This window comes from Proteus sp. HMSC14B05, assembly GCF_001808035.1.
GTDB classification, from domain to species: domain Bacteria; phylum Pseudomonadota; class Gammaproteobacteria; order Enterobacterales; family Enterobacteriaceae; genus Proteus; species Proteus mirabilis.
On the sequence record NZ_KV791984.1, the window covers coordinates 205,442 to 229,114 of the forward strand.

General features: G+C 36.7%; 23 protein-coding genes. 7 read left to right on the forward strand and 16 right to left on the reverse strand.

What is annotated here, in order from left to right; translation table 11 throughout:
- Nucleotides 1–6: 6 nt before the first annotated feature.
- The 10 genes from HMPREF3129_RS07880 to galE form a co-directional block, all read right to left on the reverse strand.
- Complete coding sequence (locus HMPREF3129_RS07880) at nucleotides 7–660, reverse strand: DUF1287 domain-containing protein (protein WP_017627947.1); 654 nt, start codon at nucleotides 658–660, stop codon at nucleotides 7–9.
- Nucleotides 661–784: 124 nt separating this feature from the next.
- Complete coding sequence (locus HMPREF3129_RS07885; protein WP_004248501.1) at nucleotides 785–1,951, reverse strand: MFS transporter; 1,167 nt, start codon at nucleotides 1,949–1,951, stop codon at nucleotides 785–787.
- A 358-nt stretch (nucleotides 1,952–2,309) separates the two neighbouring features.
- The gene (locus HMPREF3129_RS07890; RefSeq protein WP_223302939.1) at nucleotides 2,310–3,137 is read right to left on the reverse strand and encodes an alpha/beta hydrolase; all 828 of its coding nucleotides are present in this window, start codon (nucleotides 3,135–3,137) and stop codon (nucleotides 2,310–2,312) included.
- A 110-nt stretch (nucleotides 3,138–3,247) separates the two neighbouring features.
- On the reverse strand, nucleotides 3,248–5,287 hold the full coding sequence (locus tag HMPREF3129_RS07895; RefSeq protein ID WP_004243977.1) for an IreA family TonB-dependent siderophore receptor: 2,040 nt from the start codon (nucleotides 5,285–5,287) through the stop codon (nucleotides 3,248–3,250).
- A 237-nt stretch (nucleotides 5,288–5,524) separates the two neighbouring features.
- Entirely contained in the window at nucleotides 5,525–7,159 is a 1,635-nt protein-coding gene (locus tag HMPREF3129_RS07900; protein ID WP_004243978.1) for a sodium/sugar symporter, read from the reverse strand.
- Between the two features lie 376 nt (nucleotides 7,160–7,535).
- Nucleotides 7,536–8,546, reverse strand: coding sequence for a substrate-binding domain-containing protein (locus tag HMPREF3129_RS07905; protein WP_004243980.1), 1,011 nt, complete (start codon nucleotides 8,544–8,546; stop codon nucleotides 7,536–7,538).
- A gap of 179 nt (nucleotides 8,547–8,725) precedes the next feature.
- Nucleotides 8,726–9,796 carry a galactose-1-epimerase gene (gene galM / locus HMPREF3129_RS07910; RefSeq protein ID WP_012368169.1) on the reverse strand — a complete coding sequence of 357 codons (1,071 nt, stop codon included), beginning with the start codon at nucleotides 9,794–9,796 and terminating at the stop codon, nucleotides 8,726–8,728.
- Nucleotides 9,783–10,955 carry a galactokinase gene (gene galK / locus HMPREF3129_RS07915; RefSeq protein ID WP_070486927.1) on the reverse strand — a complete coding sequence of 391 codons (1,173 nt, stop codon included), beginning with the start codon at nucleotides 10,953–10,955 and terminating at the stop codon, nucleotides 9,783–9,785. The genes galM and galK overlap by 14 nt, the downstream gene beginning before the upstream one ends.
- A 111-nt stretch (nucleotides 10,956–11,066) precedes the next feature.
- Complete coding sequence (locus HMPREF3129_RS07920) at nucleotides 11,067–12,125, reverse strand: UDP-glucose--hexose-1-phosphate uridylyltransferase (protein ID WP_004243985.1); 1,059 nt, start codon at nucleotides 12,123–12,125, stop codon at nucleotides 11,067–11,069.
- Nucleotides 12,126–12,173: 48 nt separating this feature from the next.
- Nucleotides 12,174–13,190, reverse strand: coding sequence for a UDP-glucose 4-epimerase GalE (gene galE, locus HMPREF3129_RS07925; protein ID WP_004248507.1), 1,017 nt, complete (start codon nucleotides 13,188–13,190; stop codon nucleotides 12,174–12,176).
- Nucleotides 13,191–13,621: 431 nt separating this feature from the next.
- Between galE and ghrB the strand changes: the two genes are divergently transcribed.
- Nucleotides 13,622–14,581 carry a glyoxylate/hydroxypyruvate reductase GhrB gene (ghrB, locus tag HMPREF3129_RS07930; protein WP_017827165.1) on the forward strand — a complete coding sequence of 320 codons (960 nt, stop codon included), beginning with the start codon at nucleotides 13,622–13,624 and terminating at the stop codon, nucleotides 14,579–14,581.
- Between the two features lie 75 nt (nucleotides 14,582–14,656).
- Here ghrB and HMPREF3129_RS07935 read toward each other — a convergent pair whose 3' ends face one another.
- Entirely contained in the window at nucleotides 14,657–15,574 is a 918-nt protein-coding gene (locus tag HMPREF3129_RS07935) for a cation diffusion facilitator family transporter (RefSeq protein ID WP_036918766.1), read from the reverse strand.
- Nucleotides 15,575–16,114: 540 nt separating this feature from the next.
- Between HMPREF3129_RS07935 and HMPREF3129_RS07940 the strand changes: the two genes are divergently transcribed.
- Nucleotides 16,115–16,552 (forward strand): universal stress protein, encoded by a 438-nt coding sequence (locus tag HMPREF3129_RS07940; RefSeq protein ID WP_004248510.1) that lies wholly within the window; start codon nucleotides 16,115–16,117, stop codon nucleotides 16,550–16,552.
- A gap of 62 nt (nucleotides 16,553–16,614) precedes the next feature.
- On the opposite strand, the gene eco is transcribed toward HMPREF3129_RS07940, so the two are convergent.
- Nucleotides 16,615–17,094 carry a serine protease inhibitor ecotin gene (gene eco / locus HMPREF3129_RS07945; RefSeq protein ID WP_004248511.1) on the reverse strand — a complete coding sequence of 160 codons (480 nt, stop codon included), beginning with the start codon at nucleotides 17,092–17,094 and terminating at the stop codon, nucleotides 16,615–16,617.
- Nucleotides 17,095–17,357: 263 nt separating this feature from the next.
- Between eco and HMPREF3129_RS07950 the strand changes: the two genes are divergently transcribed.
- Together HMPREF3129_RS07950 and HMPREF3129_RS07955 are read left to right on the forward strand one after the other, a co-directional pair.
- The gene (locus HMPREF3129_RS07950) at nucleotides 17,358–17,573 is read left to right on the forward strand and encodes a DUF465 domain-containing protein (protein WP_004243991.1); all 216 of its coding nucleotides are present in this window, start codon (nucleotides 17,358–17,360) and stop codon (nucleotides 17,571–17,573) included.
- Between the two features lie 144 nt (nucleotides 17,574–17,717).
- Nucleotides 17,718–17,957 (forward strand): YecH family metal-binding protein, encoded by a 240-nt coding sequence (locus HMPREF3129_RS07955; protein WP_004248513.1) that lies wholly within the window; start codon nucleotides 17,718–17,720, stop codon nucleotides 17,955–17,957.
- Nucleotides 17,958–18,069: 112 nt separating this feature from the next.
- Here the strand turns inward: HMPREF3129_RS07955 and HMPREF3129_RS07960 are convergent, their stop codons facing one another.
- A complete protein-coding gene (locus HMPREF3129_RS07960; protein ID WP_012368173.1) occupies nucleotides 18,070–18,315 on the reverse strand; it encodes a DinI-like family protein in 246 nt (81 codons plus the stop codon).
- A 184-nt stretch (nucleotides 18,316–18,499) separates the two neighbouring features.
- On the opposite strand from HMPREF3129_RS07960, the gene HMPREF3129_RS07965 reads away from it, so the two are divergent.
- Complete coding sequence (locus HMPREF3129_RS07965) at nucleotides 18,500–18,847, forward strand: nitrous oxide-stimulated promoter family protein (RefSeq protein WP_070486929.1); 348 nt, start codon at nucleotides 18,500–18,502, stop codon at nucleotides 18,845–18,847.
- On the opposite strand, the gene HMPREF3129_RS07970 is transcribed toward HMPREF3129_RS07965, so the two are convergent.
- Both HMPREF3129_RS07970 and HMPREF3129_RS07975 read right to left on the reverse strand, forming a co-directional pair.
- On the reverse strand, nucleotides 18,825–19,385 hold the full coding sequence (locus HMPREF3129_RS07970) for a GNAT family N-acetyltransferase (RefSeq protein ID WP_012368174.1): 561 nt from the start codon (nucleotides 19,383–19,385) through the stop codon (nucleotides 18,825–18,827). The genes HMPREF3129_RS07965 and HMPREF3129_RS07970 overlap by 23 nt on opposite strands.
- Before the next feature lie 74 nt (nucleotides 19,386–19,459).
- Nucleotides 19,460–19,972, reverse strand: a complete 513-nt coding sequence (locus HMPREF3129_RS07975) for a bactofilin family protein (RefSeq protein ID WP_004248516.1) — start codon at nucleotides 19,970–19,972, stop codon at nucleotides 19,460–19,462.
- A 1,261-nt stretch (nucleotides 19,973–21,233) separates the two neighbouring features.
- Here HMPREF3129_RS07975 and HMPREF3129_RS07980 point away from each other — a divergent pair.
- Nucleotides 21,234–22,070: a helix-turn-helix domain-containing protein gene (locus HMPREF3129_RS07980; RefSeq protein WP_004244000.1), complete on the forward strand. Its 837-nt coding sequence runs from the start codon at nucleotides 21,234–21,236 to the stop codon at nucleotides 22,068–22,070.
- A gap of 66 nt (nucleotides 22,071–22,136) precedes the next feature.
- Nucleotides 22,137–22,997, forward strand: coding sequence for a T3SS regulon anti-activator ExsD domain-containing protein (locus HMPREF3129_RS07985; RefSeq protein WP_004244001.1), 861 nt, complete (start codon nucleotides 22,137–22,139; stop codon nucleotides 22,995–22,997).
- 57 nt (nucleotides 22,998–23,054) lie between these two features.
- On the opposite strand, the gene HMPREF3129_RS18890 is transcribed toward HMPREF3129_RS07985, so the two are convergent.
- The coding region (locus HMPREF3129_RS18890) for an FKBP-type peptidyl-prolyl cis-trans isomerase (RefSeq protein WP_368072760.1) at nucleotides 23,055–23,673 on the reverse strand (619 nt) is incomplete at its 5' end.

Genomic DNA, 23,673 nt, shown 5'->3' on the forward strand with positions numbered 1-23,673 from the left:
CTAATTTTAATAACTGTAATGACCGGTTATTTTCCACGAAAATAAAACATCTTCAGCGACTTGTCCAAAACCAATATTATGCATCACTAAATAGCGCTGATTATCACTGCTTTTCTTGTCTATGACGAGACCAATATGAGGACGCCCATTATCTAAGCGCCAGCTAACAATATCACCAGGCAAGTAGTCTGACGCCTCTTTGCTAATAGGTTTCACCTTTCCCTTACGCGAGAAAAAAACTTCCAAATTGGGTACTCTGCGGTGATCAATATTAGTATCAGGTCGACTAAGTCCCCAGATACGTTTACTAGGGTAAAGTGCAAAATTGGCTTTGATATCTTCATGTAACAATTTTTGTAAATCAATGCCAATTCCTCGGTAACTACGAATAATCACATCACTACACACCCCATAATGAGCAGGCACATCACCATTAGGATAATTAATTTTACGGTAGGCTGGATCATAAATAACGGCTCTAGGTAGATCCGTTGCATAAGCCACCAGCTGTTTATTTTGTGTCGGTGTTATCGCTTGGGAAACAGAAATGGGTAAGATAATCAGAGAGAGAAAGCTAAATATGAATATTTTCAAAGAATTATTTCCATGTTGTATCAATCGATGATAATTAAAATCATCTTTATTTAATGACTTTATCATTTGCTAAATAGTGGGGTAAAAATATGAGAAAGATCTTAATTAACCATCACGCATCAATAAAAAAAACCGAGTTACTCTTAAAAGCAACTCGGTTGATATCAAAGAATGAAAGTGTTTAACGCAATTAGTTAAGCACAATATGGCTTTTGCGTCGTAAACTGGCAAATAACATATATACAGCTGTCGCTAATAACACGACAAAGAAAAAGTTCATAATGCCGTTACTTGCTTGTGACATAAACATACCTGCGCCTAATGGCCCCATTGCTGAACCCACGCTGTAACTTAATAACATCACCTGAGTAATTGCCACAATATAGCTCGCATTAACATGATCACAAGCTAATGTGATAGCAATAGGATAAAGTGCAAAAGATGACATTCCTAATAAAGCTAATGCAATAATTAACACCACATAGTCATTAGACAGATAAGTCATGCCCATCGCAAATACCCCAACTAAGCACATCATGGCTAATAATAGGGTTTTACTCATCATCACCGACAATTTGCTAATAATAGGCTGAACAACCATACCACCTAAAATAATTGCTGCCATCAACACCCCAATTTGGTCGGTGTTAAATTGCCCTTGATTTAAAGCCAATGGCATCATGCCATAAATACTACCCATCACAACGCCAGAAACCATACAGCCTACTAAAGAAGCTTTATTCAGCCGGCTAATCTGTTTAAGTGACAAACTTTTATGCTCGTGGCATTGGGGTTGTCCTTGTTTAAAAAACAAAGGAGGTAACACTGCAATTAATAGCAATGCCAATACCGCGATAAAAGGAATTGCCCCTTGCGTACCAATGGCACCAATAGCAAGCTGACCTAATGTTGTGCCACCATAAAGTGATGTCATATAAAAGCCCAAGCGTTTAGCTCGCTCTTTAGGATTATCACCAATTAATAACCATGATTCGACTACAACAAAGATACCCGCAACCGCCATACCACCGAAAAAGCGAGATACTAGCCATACCGATAAATAAGGTAACAGTGGCAAAATACTCACGGTGAATGCTAACAACAATAAAAACAGCACAAAAGAGAGCCTATGCCCTATTTTTGCAATAATAGGTTCGATCATCACTGAACCTATAAGTAATCCAATAAAGTAAATGCTTGCTAACCAGCTAGCATAAAAAGTATCAATACCAAAACTATCCATAGATAGTGGAATTAAACTCATTAAATAGCCTGATGCGATAGCAAATACCGTTAAACCCGCGACAGGTACTAATGTACTGTCACCTTTGCGTACCAAAGTAGTGTTCTGTTTCACTACCCTCGTCTCCACAATCAAAACGGTTAATCATGCGCTGTTTTCTCGAAGCCAGACATTGGCACTCCTTTCATCTAGAAAAGATGAAAGCAATAGTGATGAAAACAGTGGGTGGCGTCCCTAAGTTAGGGGTGCGTGAATATAGCTCGTTACTAAAAATAAATAAAATTATAAAATCTAATGCTAGCGAGTAATTTTATTTATCCTATCCGTTATTATCGTCCTTTCACGGTAAAAAAGTAGTCCTTGGCGCAAATTATTTTTTAAAATTGAGAATAATCTATAGTCTTTGTGATAACAGCGCACAGAGCAGAATAGCGGCTATTTTATTAAATAAAATAGCCGTTAATAACAACGCTTATTCTGTACTTTGTTCTAAAGCGGTTTTGATTGCATCAGGGATTGAACTGCCATGTCCTTTCCCCGTAAAGAGGTAAAATTGGCATGTTTTGCCGGCATCAGTAAGATAATCACAGAGTTGTCGAGGAGTAAGCCAGCTACTACGCGTTTGATAGCGCAAGCGTTGCTCTTCGCTCATTTGAGAAAAATCAGGGGTTTCTTCTAATTCACCTAATGTAATGGTCACCGCAACATTATTGGGGATCTGTTGCCATTTATCTTGAGTGACCCACTCACCTTTTCCCCACCAAAGAGATGGGCTAGCGGCAATATAACGTTGAAAAGCGTCTGGATGGTTAAATAATACATATAGCGTAAACACGCCACCAAAGGAGTGTCCAAATAGTGATTGCTCAGTAATAGTGATGTTTTCTTGCGCCATCTGTGCTAGTACATAGGGTTTTAATTGGCTTACCATAAACTGATAAAACTGTTCAACATTACCGCCTTTGGCAAAGGCTTCGCCATGTACTCTTGGGGTATAGTCGTGAGTTCTTTCCGCTATAAAATAGGCCTTTTCACCTACATAGCCTAGGCTTGCAATAACAGGCAATGGCTTTTTCGCTTGCGCTAGTGCTTCATTCACAATAAGTGGAAATTGTGCATTTGCATCAACACTATACAGCACTGTTGTCTTAGGCGTATTTTTGGGGATCGCAAGAAAAAAGCGATACTGCTTTCCTTGATGCTCAACCTCTTTTTCCATAATGTGATAATAGGTTGATACTTGTGGTGTGAGTTGAGGAACTTGTTGATTAGGTCTTGCTTGCACAATAGAAGATAACATTATCATTCCACATAACATTAGTATTCTCATCAATCAGATACTCTGTAAGTTATTATCAAATGATGGCAGTAAGCCCCATAATAAATGAGGCTTACCTTTACTGGGATAGATTAAAAACTATATTTGATATTTGCCCAATAACGACGGCCTTCATCAACGACCCAGTTTCCCCCTTTATCGTTGACCGCAGGACCTGTTTCATCGGTAATATTCAATACGGCTAAATTTAGCATGGTATTTTTATTAAAGTTATAGGTCATTCCTAAATCAAAGGTTGTATAACCACTACGATAACGAGCGCCAGTATAACCATTTCGTTGAGCCGCCCAAATTTGCTTACCAGTATAGGCAGTATTGGCATAGAAACTGGTAGCTTCATCGTATTGCCAATCAACACGCGCATTGGCGCTATGTTTTGGTGTCATATCCAATGGATAACCTTTTAATGATTCACCAGAGCCTAATTTTTCGTCATCACTTTTACGCTTAGAGTTGATATAAGTGTAATTAGCACTTACTCGCCAGTTATCAGCGACAGGGAATGCAACCGCGGTTTCAATCCCTTTAATATTAGCTTTACCCACATTATCATATTGGTACAGTTTTAATCCGGTAATAGGATCGATTTCACCCGTATCGTAGTTGGTAAGCTTATCTTTAAATTCTGTATTAAAGAAGGTCACATTGGCGGTAAAACCATCACCATTATCATAACCAACACCAATTTCTTGGCTAACCGAAGTTTCAGGTTTTAAGTCACGATTACCATACATAATCGCTCGCCCTTTTTCCGTTGATGTACCATATTGAGGGCTAATTTCTCGTAAACTCGGGGCTTTAAAGGCCTTAGCAATCCCCCCTTTTATGGTAAATTCGTCGGTTAAATGGTAAACCGCATATGCTCTTGGGTTCCAGTGCTTACCATAGTATTCATGATCATCAAGACGTATTCCCCCAGTTAGGGCTAAATTATCAGTGACACTAAATTCATCTTCTAAAAATAACGCTTTTTGATCAGCGGTGATCGTAGATTGTTTGACCTCTTTACCGCCGACTGAAGATTCGTCTTTTAAACGTGCATATTGGTATTGACCACCAAAAGTCATCACATTATCAGGAAGGAATGCGGTAAATTTAGCATCGAAAACAGTATTAGTGATTTCAGGGCGGCGATCTTCATAATATTTGTAGCTATTTCCTGTCGCTTTATCTACACCTTCCGTCTTTTGAACACGCTTGGTTTGCTCTTGATAAACACTTAACTCAGAGTGCAAAATATCAAACTGATTTTTATAAGTTAATGCCCAATGGTTACGGTCATTATTCGTTTCTAGCATTTTGTTTTTATCAAGACGTCCACCACGATTGGTAAATTCGCTCATCGATTTACCCGGTGTTGTCGTGCGTTGTAGCGAATTGCGTCCAGCTTCTAATAAAATGGTTTGGTTATCTGTAGGAGTAAAAGCTAATTTGGCCGTAATATTTTTATTATCGTTACGCCCTTGCCCATACGTAATTTTATCTTCTGCACGTAAGTAGCTACTACCATAAAGTTGTAAACCTAATTTATCTTCAATTAATGGGCCTGAAAGATAAAAATCACCATTGATAGAATCTCCCGCGTCACGGTTATGTTGCAATGTTCCCCCCATGGAAACTGCACCATGCCACTCTTTAGTAACAGGCTTAGTAATAATATTAATCACACCGCCCATCGCATCTGAGCCATAGAGTGATGACATTGGCCCACGTATTACCTCGATCCGTTCAATGGCATCCGCAGGAGGAATAAATCCACCTTCATATCCACCACTCCCATTAGGGCGTGATTCACGACTATTTTGACGTCTGCCATCAACCAAAATCAGTGTGTATTCTCCGGGTAAGCCACGAATAGTAATTTCTTGTTTATTTGCATTACCATTCACACTGACGCCTTCAACCCCTTTTACGGCATCAGCAAGATCGTGTATCGGTTTTTTCTCTAATTGTTCTTTGTTGATTACCGTAATGCTAGCGGGTGCATCTGTTTGTTGCTGTGCAAACCCTGAGGCTGATACAACTAATCGTTCTACTTTATCTTCTTGTGCATGTAGTGAATAAGAAGTCATTAAAATACAGGCTGTTAAAGCACTTATTTTAAATTTCATAACAAATCCCTGAAGTCAAATAATGGTTATAGTAATGAGAATGATTAATATTATCTTAATCAATTGACTGTGAGAATAATTTTCTTTTGCAATTTAGTGATATTTTTTAATCTGCATCAAAGCAATTTAGAGCAACAAAGATAAGAAGATTTGAATAGGCATTGAAGTGACAAAAAAAGCAGAGCTATTGGCTCTGCTTTTTTTTGTAATACATTGATAAATAAAATTAATTACTAATTACCAAAATACAGCATAAAGCACACAGAGGATGATCATAATGATATAAGAAGCAATATTGAACCCACTTTGGGTTTTAAATGTTGCATCAGTTAATACAATCGCCCCTACGCTATCATCACTTTTCGTTGAGGTTAAGCTGACCAAACCAATAACAACCGCGGTGAAAATAAAGGTATACATCATTTGGTCAAGGAATGGCATTCCTAGTGGCATTAATTTTAGGAATAAAGCAAAAGGAATTGAGAGTACAACCCCTATAATTGCCCCTTTGGCATTAGTTTTCTTCCAAAATAGTCCTAACAAGAATACAGCTAAGATACCAGGACTCACTAAACCTGTGTACTCTTGGATATATTGGAATGCCTGATCAATGCCCCCTAACAGTGGCGCAATAAAGCAAGCAATAATCAATGCAATCACCGCACTAATACGTCCCACATTAACTAAGCGGGTTTCTGAGGATTTTGGCCCAATATATTCTTTATAAATATCCATCGTGAAAATAGTCGCGATAGAGTTAAGCATGGAAGCTAAAGAAGAAACGATAGCTGCTGCCAGTGCTGCAAACACAACCCCTTTAGCCCCAATAGGTAAGAATTGTGTTAACCAAGGATAGGCTTTATCCGCTTGCGCTAAGGTTGGGATATGCTCCTGTGCCATTGTTCCTAATCCTGCCATCAGCGTAGGATCGGTTGTGATAACAAAAGCTGCGATCCCCGGCACAACAACTAAAATAGGCACAATCAGTTTTAAGAAAGCGGCAAACACTAAACCTTTTTGCGCTTCATTAATAGATTTAGCAGCTAAAGCACGCTGAATAATGTATTGGTTAAAGCCCCAGTAATAGAGGTTAGCAACCCATAGCCCACCGATTAGCACAGCAATTCCTGGCAAATTCATAAATTGTGGGTTTTCTTTTGCTAAGATCATTTTAAAGTGATCTGGCGCGGCGGCTGTCATCTTACTTAAGCCTTCCATTATTCCGCCATCACCACCGATATAGCTAACAGCAAGTACGGTGGTGAAAAGTCCACCGAGGATCAGGAAGAAAACTTGTACAACATCCGTCCATGCAACCGCTGAAAGTCCACCGTAAAGCGAGTAGATAACCGCAAATAGTGCCAGACCAATAATGGCATACATCATCGGCACACCAAGAATGGTTTCTAACGCCAATGATCCTAAATACAATACAGATGTTAAGTTAACGAAAATAAAGAGTGCTAACCAGAATACGGCGAGGATCGTCTTTAAATTACGACTTTTAAAACGATTCTCAACAAATTCAGGAATGGTATAAATGCCTTTTTCAATAAAAATAGGTAAAAAGTATTTAGCAACAATGATTAACGTCAATGCTGCCATCCATTCATAAGATGCAATAGCAAGACCTATCGAAAATCCTGAGCCAGACATACCAATGAATTGCTCAGCTGAGATATTAGCAGCAATAAGAGAAGAACCAATCGCCCACCAAGGCAGTGTTTTACCCGCGAGGAAGTAATCCTTTGTTCCTTTTTTAGCTCCATCTTTTGAACGAGAAACCCATAATCCAAGGCTAATAATAATGATGACATAGAGGGCAAAGATTGCATAATCTATTGTGCTTAATCCAACACCTTCTGTATGCATAATATTTTCCTTTCAGACCCATAGAGAGAAGAGAATATTAATGTAAACGTTTCCACTTGCTTTTTCCGTTACTCCGTTCACAATTTTATCGCCTATGTTAAAAATCGGATCGATAAAGCACATAACAAACGATTACCTTAACTAATAAATCAACAAAATTCGCTGATTTCACTTTATGCTCTTTTAATTGAGAAAAAAGTCATCGCTAAAAATAAACAAAACAGAGAGAGTTTGATAACGATTACAAGAAATAACCAGGTAATAATAAGAATATTTTTAAGCGATAAAACAGATAAAAAAGGCGCTTAAACAAACTGTTACAAACTTCTGAGCCTAGCATCAGAAGTTTGTAACATGTTTAAAGTATAATGGATGATTAAGAAAGATGGCTTAAATTATAAACGGAGTTGCGCTGAACCAGAGTGGGTGAGTAAATACGCTGCTTTTGGGTTAGGACTTCCCCTTGAGAAAGCTTTAACGCTAATGTTGCTGCTTGCTCTGCCATCATATGTATCGGATAACGTACCGTGGTTAGTCGAGGATGAATATAACGAGCGATAAGTACATCATCAAAGCCAATCACTGAAATTTTTTCAGGAACAGGGATCTCATTTTCATCAAGCACCGATAATGCCCCAGCAGCCATAAAGTCGTTATAGGTGACCACTGCTGTAAAATCTATCGACTTGGTTAATAGACGCATCATCGCTTGCTCTCCCCCTTCGCCTTCTGGCTCGCCATATTCAACATAGCTTTCAGGCAAACTAATATTATAAGCCGCTAAAGCAGCTTTATATCCCGCAAGCCTTTGGCTGGTATCTTCAATATGGTGAGTGGATGAGATATAGGCGATTTGAGTATGGCCTTGGCGAATAAGGTGTTCGGTAGCAATCCATGCCCCTTTATAGTTATCTAAGGCGACACAACGTTCCGCAATTTCTGGGATAAAACGGTTAATTAATACCATGCTATTAACTTCATTGGCATAAGCTAACAACTCTTCATCAGAAAGTGCCTTAGAGTGGATCACTAAACCATCACAACGGCTGTTGATCAAGAGTTCAATAGATTGGCGTTCATCTTGCGCATCATGGTAACCATTACACACCAGAATATGTTTTCCCGCTTTTCTGGCGATATTATCGACCGCTTTGACCAAGGTCCCAAAAAAGGGATCGGATACGTCATGCACCAAAACACCTAATGTTTGGGTACTTTGACTGACCAGCGCTCGCGCAGCAGCATTGGGGCGATAACCTAATTTTTGCATTGCCGAATTGACAATCTCTATCGATGCTCGGCTCGCTTTTGGTGAGTTATTAATGACCCGAGATACCGTAGCAACAGAAACACCCGCTTCTTTTGCCACATCCTTGATAGTTGCCATATCCACCTCATAAATAACTCTTATTCTGCATTAAAAACCTTGTGTCATTAATCGATGGCTAAGAAAAAGAGTAAGTTATAAAACAAGTGGCATGATTATCAGTGAAGATAAGAAATTTAAAAAGTAAAATGATCAAATAAACAGTAAAAAAGGAAAGCGTTTACACTTTCCTTTATCTATTACTGATAAAATTTATATATTGTTTGGCTATGCCACGGAGTATTTGCAGCTAAAATACCTTGGTTCTCACCCCATTCAGGATGATTCGGCCCATCAGGAAAATATTGTGTCTCTAAAGCCAGCCCCGAATAATTACCATAACGACGAGTTTTTCCTTTACTCTGTGCCAAAAAATTTCCTGTATAAAACTGTATAGAAGGCATGGTAGTAAAAACATCCATTTTAAGCTCACCTTCAGGGGCAATAACTGTGGCAATCGATGCTTTATCTGCTATTTTTTGTTTGTCTAAAATAAACGCATGATCATAGCCATTAGCGGCTTTTTGACATTCATCTCGCATAAAATCGATGCCAATACGTTTTAATTGACGAAAATCGAACCCCGTCCCAGTCACATCGACAATTTCCCCTGTAGGAATATTACCCGCGCCATTTTTTAAGTAGTGAGAAGCGTGGATAACTAAATCATGTTCAAGAGCCGTTCGCTGAGTATGCTCCCCAGCTAAATTAAAATAGGCATGATTAGTTAAACTCAGCGCTGTCGTTTTATCACTAATAGCCTGATAATTAATATGAACTTCATTATCATCCGTTAATGTATATGTCACACTGGCTTCGACGGTACCGGGAAATCCTTGTTCGCCATCTGCAGATAGCAAGCTTAAAGTGACCGACTGTGTGGATTGCGCCACAATAGTCCAGCGACGATGGCTAAAATTTTGTTTACCACCATGTAGCGTATTGTTGCCTTCATTAGCAACAAGGCGATACTCAGTTCCGGCGATGGTGAATTTAGCCCCTGCAATACGATTAGCAAAACGCCCTACCGTTGCGCCAAAATAGGCCGTTTGCTGTTGATGGGCTTTCATATCTGCAGATCCTAAAAGCACATCGCGACGATAGCCATTCACAGGGACAATACAACTTAGCCATGTCGCACCAATATCCATAATGGAGATAGACATACCAAAACGGTTTGTCAAAATCACGACTTGAGCAGGCAAACCATCAAAAGCGGCTTGTGTGGTCATCTGTTCAGGCTTAAAAAAACGGTTTTCATTTAATGCCATTAGTTATCTCCAGATAGCCCGCCCCTTGGCTTGCAGAGCAGACATAAATAGTTTCTTTTAAACCTGTTTGGTTTTTATATTGGGCTTCAACTGCTTGTGTCACTTTTGCGACTAAATCAGGAGTCACCAGCGCCACCACACAGCCCCCAAAACCTCCGCCAGTCATTCTAACGCCACCTTGCGAACCAATCACTGATTTAACAATTTCTACCAGTGTATCCACTTCGTTAACGGTTATTTCAAAGTCATCACGCATAGAGATATGTGATTGTGCCATCAATTCACTAAGTTTAGTAAGATCGCCTTGTTTTAACGCCTCAGCCGCTTGTAAAGTACGCTCATTTTCGGTGATCACATGACGAGCACGTCGATACACTTTATCATCCATCAGCGTTTTTTTCGCTTGCAATTGCGCTAAGGTCGCATCTCGTAATGCAGTAACATTTAATATTTTTGCCGCTTCCTCACACTGTTGACGACGCGTATTATATTCGCTATCGACTAACCCTCTTTTTTTATTTGAGTTAATGATCATCACTACCGCACTTTCTGGCATTTTTACCGCCGTAGTGGCTAATGAACGACAATCAATTAATAGTGCATGGCTCTCTTCACCACATGCAGAAATAAGCTGATCCATAATACCGCAATTGCATCCAACAAATTGGTTTTCTGCTCTTTGACTGTTAAGGGCAATTTCTTTTTGACTAATAGGAAGTTGATAAAGTGTTTTTACTGTTTGTCCTATAGCCACTTCTAATGCAGCTGAAGAGCTTAAGCCAGCCCCTTGAGGCACATTACCTGTAATGGCAATATCCATACCCTGAAATACATATTTGGCTTGTTGTAAAAAATGAATAACGCCACGAATATAGTTAGCCCACATTTTATTAGGTAAAAACTCAATGGGATGTTCGAGAGAGAATTGATCTTGCGCATTCTGATAATCAACCGCAATCACACGAATAAGATTATCATCTCGTTTGGCGGCAGCAACTACCATTTGATAATCAATGGCACAAGGAAGAACAAAACCATCGTTATAATCAGTATGCTCACCAATCAGATTAACTCTGCCTGGAGCTTGAATAAAATGTGTTGGGGCATAACCAAAAATAGAGGTAAAAGAATGAGTCACATTATTAATCAGTGCCTGCATAATAAATCCTTAACTTAAAATTAAGTAATAACAACCTGTTACATCAATATAATAGTGATGCATCCTAGGCTAGGTAGTGATTTAAAAAGCGTCCGCCATCAACCCGTTAAGCTAATTTTCTTGCTCTTTATAATGGATATCGCTTACTTGGCGTAAATTATAAGCAGCTTGCTCTGGCGTTAAGTCGCGTTGCGATTCAGCCAACATTTCATAACCCACCATAAATTTACGTACTGTCGCAGAGCGTAATAACGGCGGATAATACAGGGCATGTAATTGCCAATGCTCAATGCTTTCGCCCTCTTTAAAAGAAGGTGCAAAATGCCATCCCATTGAATAAGGAAATGAACAATGAAATAGATTATCGTAACGACTGGTTAATTTTTTTATTGCCAAGGCTAAATCATCACGTTGTTCAGCCGTTAATTCACTCATTCTGCGAATATGGCTTTTTGGTAATAGCATGGTTTCATAAGGCCATGATGCCCAATAAGGCACGACAGCTAACCAGTATTTAGTTTCAACCACGGTTCGACTACCGTCTTCAGATTCAGCTTTAACATAATCCATTAATAGATTACGGCCATATTGATTAAAATAGTCTTTTAATTGGCTATCTTTGCGTGCTAATTCATTAGGTAAAAAATCACTCGCCCATATTTGCCCATGAGGATGAGGTTGAGAGCACCCCATTGTTTCACCTTTATTTTCAAATACTTGTACCCATAGATACTCTTTGCTTAGCGCTTCTATTTGGTTATCCCAAGTATCAATGATTTTACGTAGGCTACTAATAGGTAATTCGGGAATAGTTTTACTATGATCGGGGGAAAAACAAACAACACGACTGATCCCTCTCACCGCTTGAGTCTGGAAGAGTGGATTATCGGATACCTCAACACTATATTGGTCTGTCAATAATGCAGAGTGATCGTTATTAAAAACATAAGTGCCTGTGTAATCAGGATTTTTATCACCCGAAACTCGGGTATTCCCTGGGCACAGATAACAATGTGGATCATAAGAGGGAAGTGTCGCTATCTGAGGTTTTTCATCTTTGCCATTCCATGGTCGTTTTGCTCTATGGGGTGAAACTAATATCCACTGCCCAGTCAAAGGGTTATAACGACGATGAGGATGCTCAACGGGATCAAAAATCAGTTTTGACATAATCTTCTCTCTTATTTATTAAAGATTATCTGATAGCGTTTTTATGATCTATTTCAGATAACCGTTAGGATTTTGTGATTGCCAACGCCAAGCATCGGCTGCCATATCATCAATAGAGCGAATGGCTTTCCAGTGTAAGTCTTTTTCTGCTTTGGCAGGACTTGACCAACATTGTGCGATATCTCCCGGGCGACGTGGCTGAATTTCATAAGGGATTGCTTTACCACTGGCTTTACGAAATGCTTCAATCATTTCAATCACACTGGTGCCATTCCCTGTGCCTAGGTTATAGATATGTAACCCTGCTTTTTCTCCTAACGCATTTAAGGCGGCAATATGACCATCAGCTAAATCCATAACATGGATATAGTCACGTACACCAGTACCGTCTTTTGTTGGGTAATCATCACCAAATACCGCGACTTTTTCACGACGACCTATCGCAACTTGCGAGATATAAGGCGTTAAATTATTAGGAATACCCTTAGGATCTTCCCCCATAGTGCCAGATGGATGAGCACCTACTGGATTGAAGTAGCGCAGTAAACTGATAGACCAACTCTCATCTGCAATATAGAGATCAGACAAAATACGCTCGACCATATATTTACTGGTGCCATAAGGATTGGTAGTGCCACCAACAGGTGACTCTTCAGTAATAGGCACAGTTTGAGGATCACCATAAACCGTGGCTGATGAGCTGAAAATAATACTTTTTACGCCCGCATCACGCATACAACGAACTAACACCAAAGTACCGTTAACATTGTTGTCATAGTATTCGATGGGCTTTTCAACAGATTCACCTACCGCTTTTAATCCAGCGAAATGGATCACTGATTGAATAGAGTGCTGAGTAAAAATTGTGGCCAGTCGTTTTTCGTCACGAATATCCCCCTGATAAAACAGTGGGCGTTTTCCTGTTAATGCTTCAATTCGGTTAAGTACCTCTTCATTTGCATTACTGAGGTTATCCAAAATAATAGGCGTCATGCCTGCTTCTAACATTTGCACGCATGTATGACTACCGATATATCCCATTCCACCCGTAACTAAAATTTCCACATTCACCTCTTTTGATTTATTTCAAATGAAAAGCGTCAAGCGGTTTTGTTGATTGCCTCAGAGTTTAACAAGTTCAACAAACTAATTTCGTGATCAAACCGACATTTAGTGTAAACGTTTACACGCTTTTCTTATTCCTTAATTATTTAATAAAAACGACCTAATATAACCGTATTACAGCAAATTATTGTTAATAATCGTTATATAGTTATTTTAGAGAGAACTGCCCTCTTCACCATAAAAGTAAACGATTACATTATACTGAATACTTTAATTATATGATAAAACTGATATTAATTGGTTTTTATCATACCTTATTAACATCCACGCTAATATGCTTTACAGTGAAATTAAGAGTAGCCTCAATAGATGAATTGAAGAGAAGAGAGTGTGATTTATATCTATTAGTTAATACCAATTAGGAGAACGCTATGAAACCCGTTGTAATACTTTATCAACCGCTTCCAGAAAAACTGCAACAAAAATTATCTGCCGTTGCTGAGGTAAAACAGTTTAACGCGCTCTCTCTCGATTGTGCCGATTTTAAAGCCACCCTCGCTCATGCTGAAGGATTGTTAGGCGCCGGCGGTAATATCGATAAACACTTTATTGAAAAAGCGCCAAAACTAAAAGCCGTATCAACGATTTCTGTCGGTTATGATAATGTGGATGTTGCCGCGCTCACTGAACGTCATATCAAATTGATGCATACACCTACGGTATTAACTGATACTGTCGCTGATACAATGATGGCGCTTGTTCTTGCCGTCTCTCGTCGTATTCCTGAACTAGCCGATAATATAAAACAAGGTTTATGGGTAAAAAGTATTACGCCGGATTGGTATGGTACTGATGTTCACCATAAAACCATGGGGATTATTGGTATGGGGCGTATCGGTAAAGCATTAGCACAACGCGCCCACTTCGGTTTTGATATGGATATTATTTACCATTCTCGTACTGAATATAACGATGTTAACCAGCATTTTAATGCTAAATTTTGTTCCCTAGAGATGCTTTTACAACAAGCCGATTTTGTCTGCATTACTTTACCGCTAACGCCAGAAACTCATCATCTGTTAAGCGCAAAACAGTTTGCATTAATGAAAGCTGACGCCTATTTAATTAATGCCGGACGCGGTGCCGTGGTTGATGAAAAAGCATTAATTAACGCATTAGAGCAGCGACAAATAGCTGGAGCCGGATTAGATGTGTTTGAGCAAGAGCCACTGCCAACCTCTTCACCACTTTTAACCATGAAAAATGTTGTCGCCTTACCCCATATTGGCTCTGCGACTAAAGAGACTCGCTATGCAATGGCTGAATGTGCCGTTGACAATCTGATTGCTGCATTAACCGATAATGTAAAAGAAAACTGTGTTAATTTTTAATTAAGCAAAGAATAAAAACAAAAAGGTAATAAATACAATTTATTACCTTTAAACTATCAAATAGTTAACGCTAAATTAAGCAGGATCGACGTGTATCATCACACTTAAAATCTGTGCATGCTGTTTAAGTACTCTATCATGGGCATTGACCACAATATCATGACTTTGATTGACCGTTAATTCGCCTTTAATTTCTAAATGGACATCAACTAATAAATAATCACCTGCACGACGGGTTTTTAAATCATGTACCCCTTGTACTCCTGGTGTGGTGATTAATGTATTGGTGATCTGTTCAAGTGTTTCTTCATCAGCGCCTCTATCCATGAGATCTTGCAAAGCTTGATAGGTAAAACGCCATCCCATACGGCCAACAAATAGCCCGACAATAAGTGCTGCTAGTGGGTCAAAGAATTTAAATCCAGCAAGGCTACCAATGATCCCTATTGCAACCACTAAAGAAGAGGCGGCATCTGAGCGCGCATGCCAAGCATTTGCCACTAACATACTAGAATCGACTTTTTTGGCTACAGCTAACATATAACGAAATAACCCTTCTTTAGCCGCTAATGCCAATAAAGCCACATAAAGCGCGATGCTATGAACATCAGGAATGATTGAAGGATCTAACATTTTATGGATAGCAGAAAATATCATTCCCAAACCAACAATCAATAAAATCGTCCCTAACACTAATGAAGCGGCATTCTCATAGCGAAAATGTCCATAAGGATGATCGGCATCGGGTTGCTTTTGACTGCCTTTATTCGCAATTAACACCACGAAGTCAGCAATTAAATCAGACAGTGAATGAATACCATCAGCAATTAAGCCTTGGGAATGTGAGAATAAACCAATTGTGATTTGAAATATGGATAAAAAGATATTAACAAAAACACTGACCAATGTGCTTTTCTTGGCCGCTTTGAATTTGTCAGATTGTGTTTTCTCAGCCATATTCAACTCAATATCATCAATGTGATTATGTGTCATAATAATAATCTTATTCTGTATAAATAGCCTACCCTATTTGTTTATAACGAATAGAGTTCCATAGGTTATTTCAGGTTCCATAACTCATTGGTGAGGATAAAGGACGACTCTGAATAACAATCCTGTTTAGGGACTAAGATTGCTGTCCAAACATCATATTGAGATGCTATTAACGGTTAATATGCCATACTTTATTGATTAAGTCTCTAAAAAATTACCAATAAAATCCTATAGATACAGAACAATAATATAATTGATAATCATTCTTTTGTGCATTTTCCTCTAGATGGCTAATTAAAAAACTTTTATTTTAAATATCATCTTATTTAACTCATACCTGTCAATAAGTTAAGATTGATATAGTTTTATTCTGCCTTTTTAGCTTTTTATTTTAAAAGCACTAATTATTACTATAATATAAATAATTAAGTGATAGAATAATCATTCTCACTCTTATTTAGAACGTAGATCACAGCTATATTTTTTATATTCAGTGATAATAGAGTTATATTTTAAAACTAACGTTAAGTGAGGTTTGTAATGTACAAAAAAATTCTAGTTCCTATCGATATTCTAGAAGACGAGCTTTCTCAGGAACTGATCACTCACATTGAACAAATTGCTCAAGTTGGCAAACCCGAGATCCACTTCCTCACCGTTATTCCAAATGCAGAACTTTTCTTTGGTATTGAGTTTGCCGCTATTCCTGAAAAATTTAAAGACTCTTCAGAGCGCACTCGCCTCGCTTTTATTGCTCTGCAAGATATGATCAAAGATGCGAAAATTCCCGATGAGCAAATTGTTTGCAATGTCGGTGTTGGTAATGCAAAAGATGAAATTTTAGAGTATGCACGTCAAATCGATGCAGATTTAATTGCTATTGCTTCACATCGTCCTAATGTTTCTTCCTACTTATTAGGCTCAACAGCATCATCTATTGTTCGCCATGCAAAAATGTCGGTATTGGTGATCCGTTAGTTGTAAAAAAAGCCCTTTGAAAACAAAGGGCTTTCCACTCAATAATCATTAAAGATCAATCATTATTTCTTTGTTGAATCTTTAACCTCGTCAGAAGTAGACCACACACGATATTTCACATCTACATCTTTTGGTGCATAGACAACAATAGGTAATTTGCTGTTATAGCGGATAAATGCCGCTTGCCCCATATTAGCTTGAACAAAGGCGGGTTTTTTAGTGTTATCAAGACAACCCATCATCGTAGACATTGGGCCATTTAAGTCGCTTACGATATAGTAATCATAACCCCAACCTTCGAGATCTTTTTTATCTAACTCAGCACCAAACCATTGACGATTACAATCAACCATCATCTCTTTACCCACGATCAACTCAACTTGGTAATTGCCTTCGTTTTCTTTTTGTTCTAACTCAATAACATGACGAATTTGATTTTCCTTTGCTTTAGGATAAGGAGCGACTTTTTCCAAACTATCAACCGCTTGTGCGCAAGCAGACAAAGACATCGCTGCAACCAAAGATAAAATTACTTTATTCATCATTTTCTCCATATTCACAGCGCCAAATCGCTGTTAACAAATTTTGCTTAGATATTTTTATTAGTAATCATCTTAATACTAGCATTTTATAATATAGATGCTAACACTTTAGCAGATCTCTCTCTGAGAGGATTATTCTGATAATTTTTAAAGAACTCATTCTTTTATTGATGAAATGTAAATTTGTGATGCACTAACGTGCAGATCAGCTATCTATGATTATACTGAAATAGAGATCGCAATTTCTTTCATTAGGAGGTTATATGTTCTCAGAAAGACAATCACTGGTTTCTCAGTTAAAAAATACCCATCCTCGTTTCCAAGCTCTCTATGATAAACACCATCGACTTGATCAAGAAATTGCTAAATTAGAAGGACCTAATGGCGCAGGCTACAATGATGAAGTTGCAAAACTAAAAAAAGAAAAACTCTATCTAAAAGATGAAATGCAAAAAATACTTCAACAAGCTGAGAAATAAACCGTTCTTTACTACGGCGCAAATATTATTTATCAGCGACCTGAAGCGATGACCTTTTGTCATCGCTTTTTTATGATTAAAAACAAAGTTTCCCTCCTAAAAAGATGCATAATAAATACATCTTATATAATTAAGGGCTAACAAATGGCATCTATACATGGTCATGAAGTATTACATATGATCCTTTCATCAAAAGTGGCGTTTACGCAAAGATCACTTATCGAGGCAATTCATCAACGTTTTGGGGAAGAAGCGCGCTTTCATACCTGTTCTGCTGAGAATATGACAGCGGCCGAATTAGTGGCATTTTTAGAAAAAAAAGGAAAATTTATTGCTGCTGATGGCGGTTTTACTACCAGTGAAAACAAAATTTGTCGCCATTAGTAATATCAATAAGTAGATTGCCAGTAAGCAACATGTTTGGCATGTTGTTAACTATCTATCTGATCAATAAAAGTAAGATGCTCTGGCAATCTCTGTTTAACTTAATTGGTCGTTAATCATCATTCGTTTGGAGCCAACTATCATCTTCCCAAACACTTTGAATTAACTCCATAATATGCTCATGCTTAGCTTCATCTTTTACGCCCGTGACTTGGATCGTATTCATGCTACTAAAAGCGATACGAAACTGCATATCAGGATAAATAGGAATAATTTTTTTTCTTAGTTCATGTTCTAACAGCGGAAATAGTGAGTCAGTGACATTAGATTGTTTGTTAAATAAAATTTCCACACGCATTATTTTCACCATACCAAGGCAAATAAACTGTATATAAATACAGTATTATATAATCAAAAAAAAGAAAAGTATTTTTGCAAAATTTTTTCTTTTTTTGCCTTAAAAATAGCCAATTAATTTATCATCCCAGTCATGCGTTATGATAAAATGCATTTTAAATGCAACAATAAGAAGTGAGAGTACCATGTCAGGTAAAAGAATTAATCGAGAGAAGAAAACCATCCAAAAAATGGTTGCTCTGTATGAACGAGCGCATCCTAATACCGACCCCGAGTATTATCAGCAATTAGTGACATATGCTTATAAAAGACTAGATAAATGTCGCTATGGTGAGGAAAAACCCGCCTGCAAACAATGTCCAATTCACTGCTATCAGCCAGTAAAAAGATCAGCAATGAAACAAGTCATGCGTTGGGCGGGGCCTCGAATGCTAATTTATCATCCCTATTTAGCAATTAGACATCTTATTGATGATAAGAAACCCGTTCCTGCATTACCGGCTAAAAAATCTAAACGTTTATCGGGAAAATAAAGTCTGCTTTTTTTAATCGGTATAATACATGTTGTGCTAAAGGGTGTGTTTTATCTAGAGATGGATGCATAAAATATTCAGACTTCTTCATACCGAGTTTTTTCATCACCCCTTCTGAGGGTAAATTGGTCACGGCGGTAAATGCCACCACTTCTTCCAGTTTCAACTGTTCAAAAGCATATTTTAATACTGTTAAGGCCGCCTCATAAGTGTACCCTTTACGCCAATGAGATTGTGCAATACGCCAACCTATTTCAACACACGGATTAAAAGGCAAAGGGGCATTAGGAATATTTAATCCAACAAAGCCAATAAGCTCTTGAGTCTCTTTTAATTCAACGGCCCAAAGTCCCCAACCATTTTGCTGAATAAATTTATCACGCAATGTATCAACCATTGCATCGCTTTCTGCGCGGGTAAGTGGTGAAGGGAAATAACGCATCACCGATGCTGAGGCGTTAATATGTAAAAAAAATGGCGCTTTATCACTTTCACGCCATTCTCGTAAACGTAATCGAGGAGTAGCCAATTCCATCATTATTCTCATTCTAATTAGTTAGGATAATAATGATAAAATAAAACAGATCATAAGTAATAAAAAGAGAATCGCTTTTATTTTTTATTTTCTTTTAGTTTACTTTCTGCAGTTACAGACTCTTTATTGGTATTAACTGTACCTTCTTTAATAGATACAACACGTTGCTGTGCAACGGCTTTAGCTTGGTGTTCAACCTGTTCAGATTGTCCAGTAAAGACACCGCCACGTTTAATTGACATACTGCCACAACGACTAGTGCCACGTAGTTCACCATGCTCTAGAATATCAAGATTGTTTGCGGCACAAATACCTTTAACAAAACCATCAATAATGATGTCTGGCGCCGTTAATTCCCCTTCAACTTGGCCTGCATGCATAACACGGATCACGCCATCTTTTACATTGATATTCCCTGAAATTTTACCCCAAATTTGAATATCACCATCAACGTTAATATCACCTTGAAATACAGTGCCTTTAGCAATAATGGTATACAATTTTTGCTCCGGCATAGGCTTTTTTTCTTCTGCCATAACTGGAGCAATAGGCTCCGCGGCTTTTGGTGTTTCTGTTTTTCGACTAAACATTGCCGTTTTTTTTAACCTCAAAGTTATAGAGTAAATAATAATGCTAAAAATTAGGATAAGGGTGATCAAAAGCTCACCAGCTATTTGATATCGCCAAAAAGCCATTAATGCACATGACCAAATAATCCATATTATGCTAAATATAATATCCCGCTGTGTTCGCTTATTATCCATAATTAGCTATATCTGAACCTCCCTGATAATAAATACACCAGCTCTACTTATTATTTTAATAAATAATTATTCAAGTCGATGGCGATAATAACGCCATATATCATCCCCAATTTTGGGCTTTGCTTTTTAGGGAAAAGGTCGATTTATAAGTAGATAAAAAAGAGATAACAATTAATTTTTTGCTAATTTATGAATAAGATGCACACTTTCCCATCCTATAATGATGATAATTTATAACACGAATTAACATATAGCTAATCGCATCTATTGATAACAACTTGATTATTCAAAAATCTTCAACAAATGGAGGAGAGCTAACAAAACAGCAATAAAACCATCACAGATAAAATATGAGACATTAGTCACAAAAATAAACCACCGTCTATTTTTAAGACTAATTTCTTGATACATTACTGGCCATTTTTATGATAGACGTTAATTTTTATGTTTTCATAATGTTAAAACTATATAAAGACGAAAAAATATACTTGGGGAAAATTTATAGCAAGTTTATTTGCTTCTTTGCCATACTAAAAAAGATAATAATATATAGTGAAAATAACCTATAAAAATTACATTTTATTTTTTTTATCAAATAAATTCATTGCAAAAAACACTCATTTAATATACAAAATAAAAACATATACACAAAAATTTATTAACAACTCATATTAAACAACTTTATAGTGTTTAAAAAACACCCTTATTATGCTTTACAGTGTAAATTTTAAAATGAAATATAACTAATTGTTATTTATAGAATAAATAACTCTATTTCATTATCTGTCAATATATTATTACAAAATTCTACTAAATTTTGTCGCATTCTTTTCATTAAATGACTAGCTTAATTAAATTGTTTTTGCAATCTATAAAAAATGACATTAAATTAAACAAATGATTTATCTTAAATTAGAAATGGCAACTTCAATGTCTAATATCTAAAAAAAAACCACATCATAATAAAGAAAACATTCTATTTTTTATTTTTAATACTCTTTAAATAATAAAGAAGCTACTACTTTATATTCTTTTTATTTATTGGTATTAAATACAGTGATACTTATATAATAATTTTGGGCGAAAAATGAATACAATACAATGTGGTGAAAACACTAAACAAGATTGCGTTATTCAAAAACTCTCTTATTTTTATCCGCAATATCAAATATTAGAAAATAACCAAAAAGCTTTATACATAATCAGAAATAATGCGCTGGTATTACAAAACTGCACAAATACAATAACTATTAACAAAGATCAGATTATTTTCTTACAACAAGGAAATTATACCATAAAAACGCTAGGCAATGAGCCTTGTGAAACAATTTATATTCCTCTTTCTGATGATTTCTTAAGAAATTTCATGTCAAAAAATAGTGATATTCTCAGTAATATCGATAGAGAGGAAAATTTCTCATCGGCTTTTATCTGTTTTGAAGATTCACCTCTGATCCATTTTTGTAGTAATGGTTTTGATTATCTTTCTTCACAAAATTGTCCAGATACTTTTACTCAATTACGTATTGAAGAAATGCTCATTCTATTACTTTCTTCCGAGCAAGGTGCCAATCTTATGGCGTTACTACGCCAATTAAGTCATAGGCAAGTTGATCGCTTGAAAATATTTATGGAAAAAAACCATCTAAAAAATTGGAAGCTAAAACAGTTTGCTCGCGAGTTTGGTATGGGTCTCACCACATTTAAAGAGTTATTTAATCATGTTTATGGAACATCGCCAAGAACATGGATATGCGAAAGAAGAATTATTTACGCACATCAATTATTATTAACAACAGAAATGAGTATTGTCGATATTTCTATGGAGTCAGGATTCTCTAGCCAATCTTACTTTACACAAAGCTATCATCGACGTTTTAATATGACACCGAGTAAAGCGAGACATCTTAAATTAAAATTATAAAAAATCCGACCTATTATCATAATATCATCATTCAATTCATCGCTAGAATATGCAAAATTTGTTCTGATGAGTGAAACTATTGTGATAAAGCGACAAACTAATACTAGCAAATACCAATATTATCGTTATTTTAATTTGCTAAAAAAAATGATGGCAGATGAAAATAAGAAAACTGTTGATAATTTATTTAATCTTCAGTTTTCTTTACTTATTACAAATAATGATATAAATGAGAAACAAATTAAAATATTATCTCGTTTATTATGCCGTGAAGCTGTAGACAGTTTATTGCAATCCACATGGTTTTTACGCAAAAAACATTGCTCAGTGCCATTAACTAAAGAAAATATTAATGCCGTAGTAAATTTGGCTAATAAATACCAATCTAATATATCAGATATTAATTGGAACGCTTTAAATGCAAAAATCAACATTGCTGATCATGCACGTTTAATTCAAGCTATCATAAAACCCATTTTTATTTGGTGGGTTGAGCATATAACACCGCATATATTTACACTTTATGAGATAAAAAAAGATCTCGAATATCAAATTAATCAATGTGAAAACATTAAATTATTTGAAGAAAAGGAACCATCAAATATAGCCTCTTCTTTTTTATCTTTAGAAGATATAAAAACAAAATTAGAAGCTGATAAAGCACGGATCGTTGTGATAGATGATTTGCTGAAAAAGGATATTAAATTAGTTATAGAAGCTTGGGAAAAAGAGCCGGTATTCAATAAAAAAATAAATAATACATTAGAGTACTTACAAAATACACAACCGCATTCTGAGTTATTACAACCATTATGGGATATTTTAATCACTATTCCACAACACCCTGAAAATTGTAAAAAACTAAAACACTGGCTAGTAGAACACTCTTTATGTTTAATTAATGATGAATTTATGTGGCATGTATAAAATATCAGCTCTTCATTATTTATAGAAGAGCTGACAACGGTAATTTATTAAAGGATGCTATTTGATAGCTAAAATTTCAATTGTCACTATAGACATCGATTCTGGAGGTACTTGCCCTGGGATACCATCTTTCCCATACCCTCCATCAGGTTTAATATAAATTTTAGCTTTGCCATTTAAGCCTGCTTTAGCAACAAAAGTATTAAGAGGCAGTGGAAGTTGGCGGTATGGTAAAATTAACGGCTTAGCTTTGTCATAATTAAGTGTTACTGTACCATCGGTTAATTGTTCATGCATAGCGAAAACAACTGTTTTACCTGCAATTGAATCCACAGGTTTCCCTTGTTTTAGGATTTTAAAGTAAGTGTTATCATCGTATTGCACATAGTTCTGTTTTTGTATTTCCGACAGAATTGATTTATTTCGTTGGGCATTATCTTTACCGATAATTGAATAGGCATATGCAAGCTGACTTGCAATAATCTGCCCTTCTCCCATAGCTTTATCCAATTGCTGTTTTAATGTTTTATTCTCTTTTTGAACACTCGCACTTTCGCTATTTATTTTTTTAATTTCACTCTCTTTTTCTTTTAATTGCTCACTTAATTTTAATTCTTTTTCTTCAAGAGTCTTCGTTAGCGTACGCCGAGCTTCAAGCTGCTTAGAGACTTCATTA

Excerpts from the sequence above, each read along its gene's own strand:
- HMPREF3129_RS07895 (WP_004243977.1), bottom strand. The coding sequence starts at position 5,287 with ATGAAATTTAAAATAAGTGCTTTAACAGCCTGTATTTTAATGACTTCT.
- HMPREF3129_RS07940 (WP_004248510.1), top strand. The coding sequence starts at position 16,115 with ATGTACAAAAAAATTCTAGTTCCTATCGATATTCTAGAAGACGAGCTT.
- HMPREF3129_RS07880 (WP_017627947.1), bottom strand. The coding sequence starts at position 660 with ATGATAAAGTCATTAAATAAAGATGATTTTAATTATCATCGATTGATA.
- eco (WP_004248511.1), bottom strand. The coding sequence starts at position 17,094 with ATGAATAAAGTAATTTTATCTTTGGTTGCAGCGATGTCTTTGTCTGCT.
- HMPREF3129_RS07935 (WP_036918766.1), bottom strand. The coding sequence starts at position 15,574 with ATGACACATAATCACATTGATGATATTGAGTTGAATATGGCTGAGAAA.
- HMPREF3129_RS07900 (WP_004243978.1), bottom strand. The coding sequence starts at position 7,159 with ATGCATACAGAAGGTGTTGGATTAAGCACAATAGATTATGCAATCTTT.
- HMPREF3129_RS07980 (WP_004244000.1), top strand. The coding sequence starts at position 21,234 with ATGAATACAATACAATGTGGTGAAAACACTAAACAAGATTGCGTTATT.
- HMPREF3129_RS07955 (WP_004248513.1), top strand. The coding sequence starts at position 17,718 with ATGGCATCTATACATGGTCATGAAGTATTACATATGATCCTTTCATCA.
- HMPREF3129_RS07920 (WP_004243985.1), bottom strand. The coding sequence starts at position 12,125 with ATGTCAAAACTGATTTTTGATCCCGTTGAGCATCCTCATCGTCGTTAT.
- HMPREF3129_RS07965 (WP_070486929.1), top strand. The coding sequence starts at position 18,500 with ATGTCAGGTAAAAGAATTAATCGAGAGAAGAAAACCATCCAAAAAATG.
- HMPREF3129_RS07905 (WP_004243980.1), bottom strand. The coding sequence starts at position 8,546 with ATGGCAACTATCAAGGATGTGGCAAAAGAAGCGGGTGTTTCTGTTGCT.
- HMPREF3129_RS07960 (WP_012368173.1), bottom strand. The coding sequence starts at position 18,315 with ATGCGTGTGGAAATTTTATTTAACAAACAATCTAATGTCACTGACTCA.
- HMPREF3129_RS07985 (WP_004244001.1), top strand. The coding sequence starts at position 22,137 with ATGAGTGAAACTATTGTGATAAAGCGACAAACTAATACTAGCAAATAC.
- galM (WP_012368169.1), bottom strand. The coding sequence starts at position 9,796 with ATGGCATTAAATGAAAACCGTTTTTTTAAGCCTGAACAGATGACCACA.
- HMPREF3129_RS07970 (WP_012368174.1), bottom strand. The coding sequence starts at position 19,385 with ATGATGGAATTGGCTACTCCTCGATTACGTTTACGAGAATGGCGTGAA.
- ghrB (WP_017827165.1), top strand. The coding sequence starts at position 13,622 with ATGAAACCCGTTGTAATACTTTATCAACCGCTTCCAGAAAAACTGCAA.
- HMPREF3129_RS07890 (WP_223302939.1), bottom strand. The coding sequence starts at position 3,137 with ATGTTATCTTCTATTGTGCAAGCAAGACCTAATCAACAAGTTCCTCAA.
- HMPREF3129_RS07975 (WP_004248516.1), bottom strand. The coding sequence starts at position 19,972 with ATGTTTAGTCGAAAAACAGAAACACCAAAAGCCGCGGAGCCTATTGCT.
- galK (WP_070486927.1), bottom strand. The coding sequence starts at position 10,955 with ATGCAGGCACTGATTAATAATGTGACTCATTCTTTTACCTCTATTTTT.
- HMPREF3129_RS07950 (WP_004243991.1), top strand. The coding sequence starts at position 17,358 with ATGTTCTCAGAAAGACAATCACTGGTTTCTCAGTTAAAAAATACCCAT.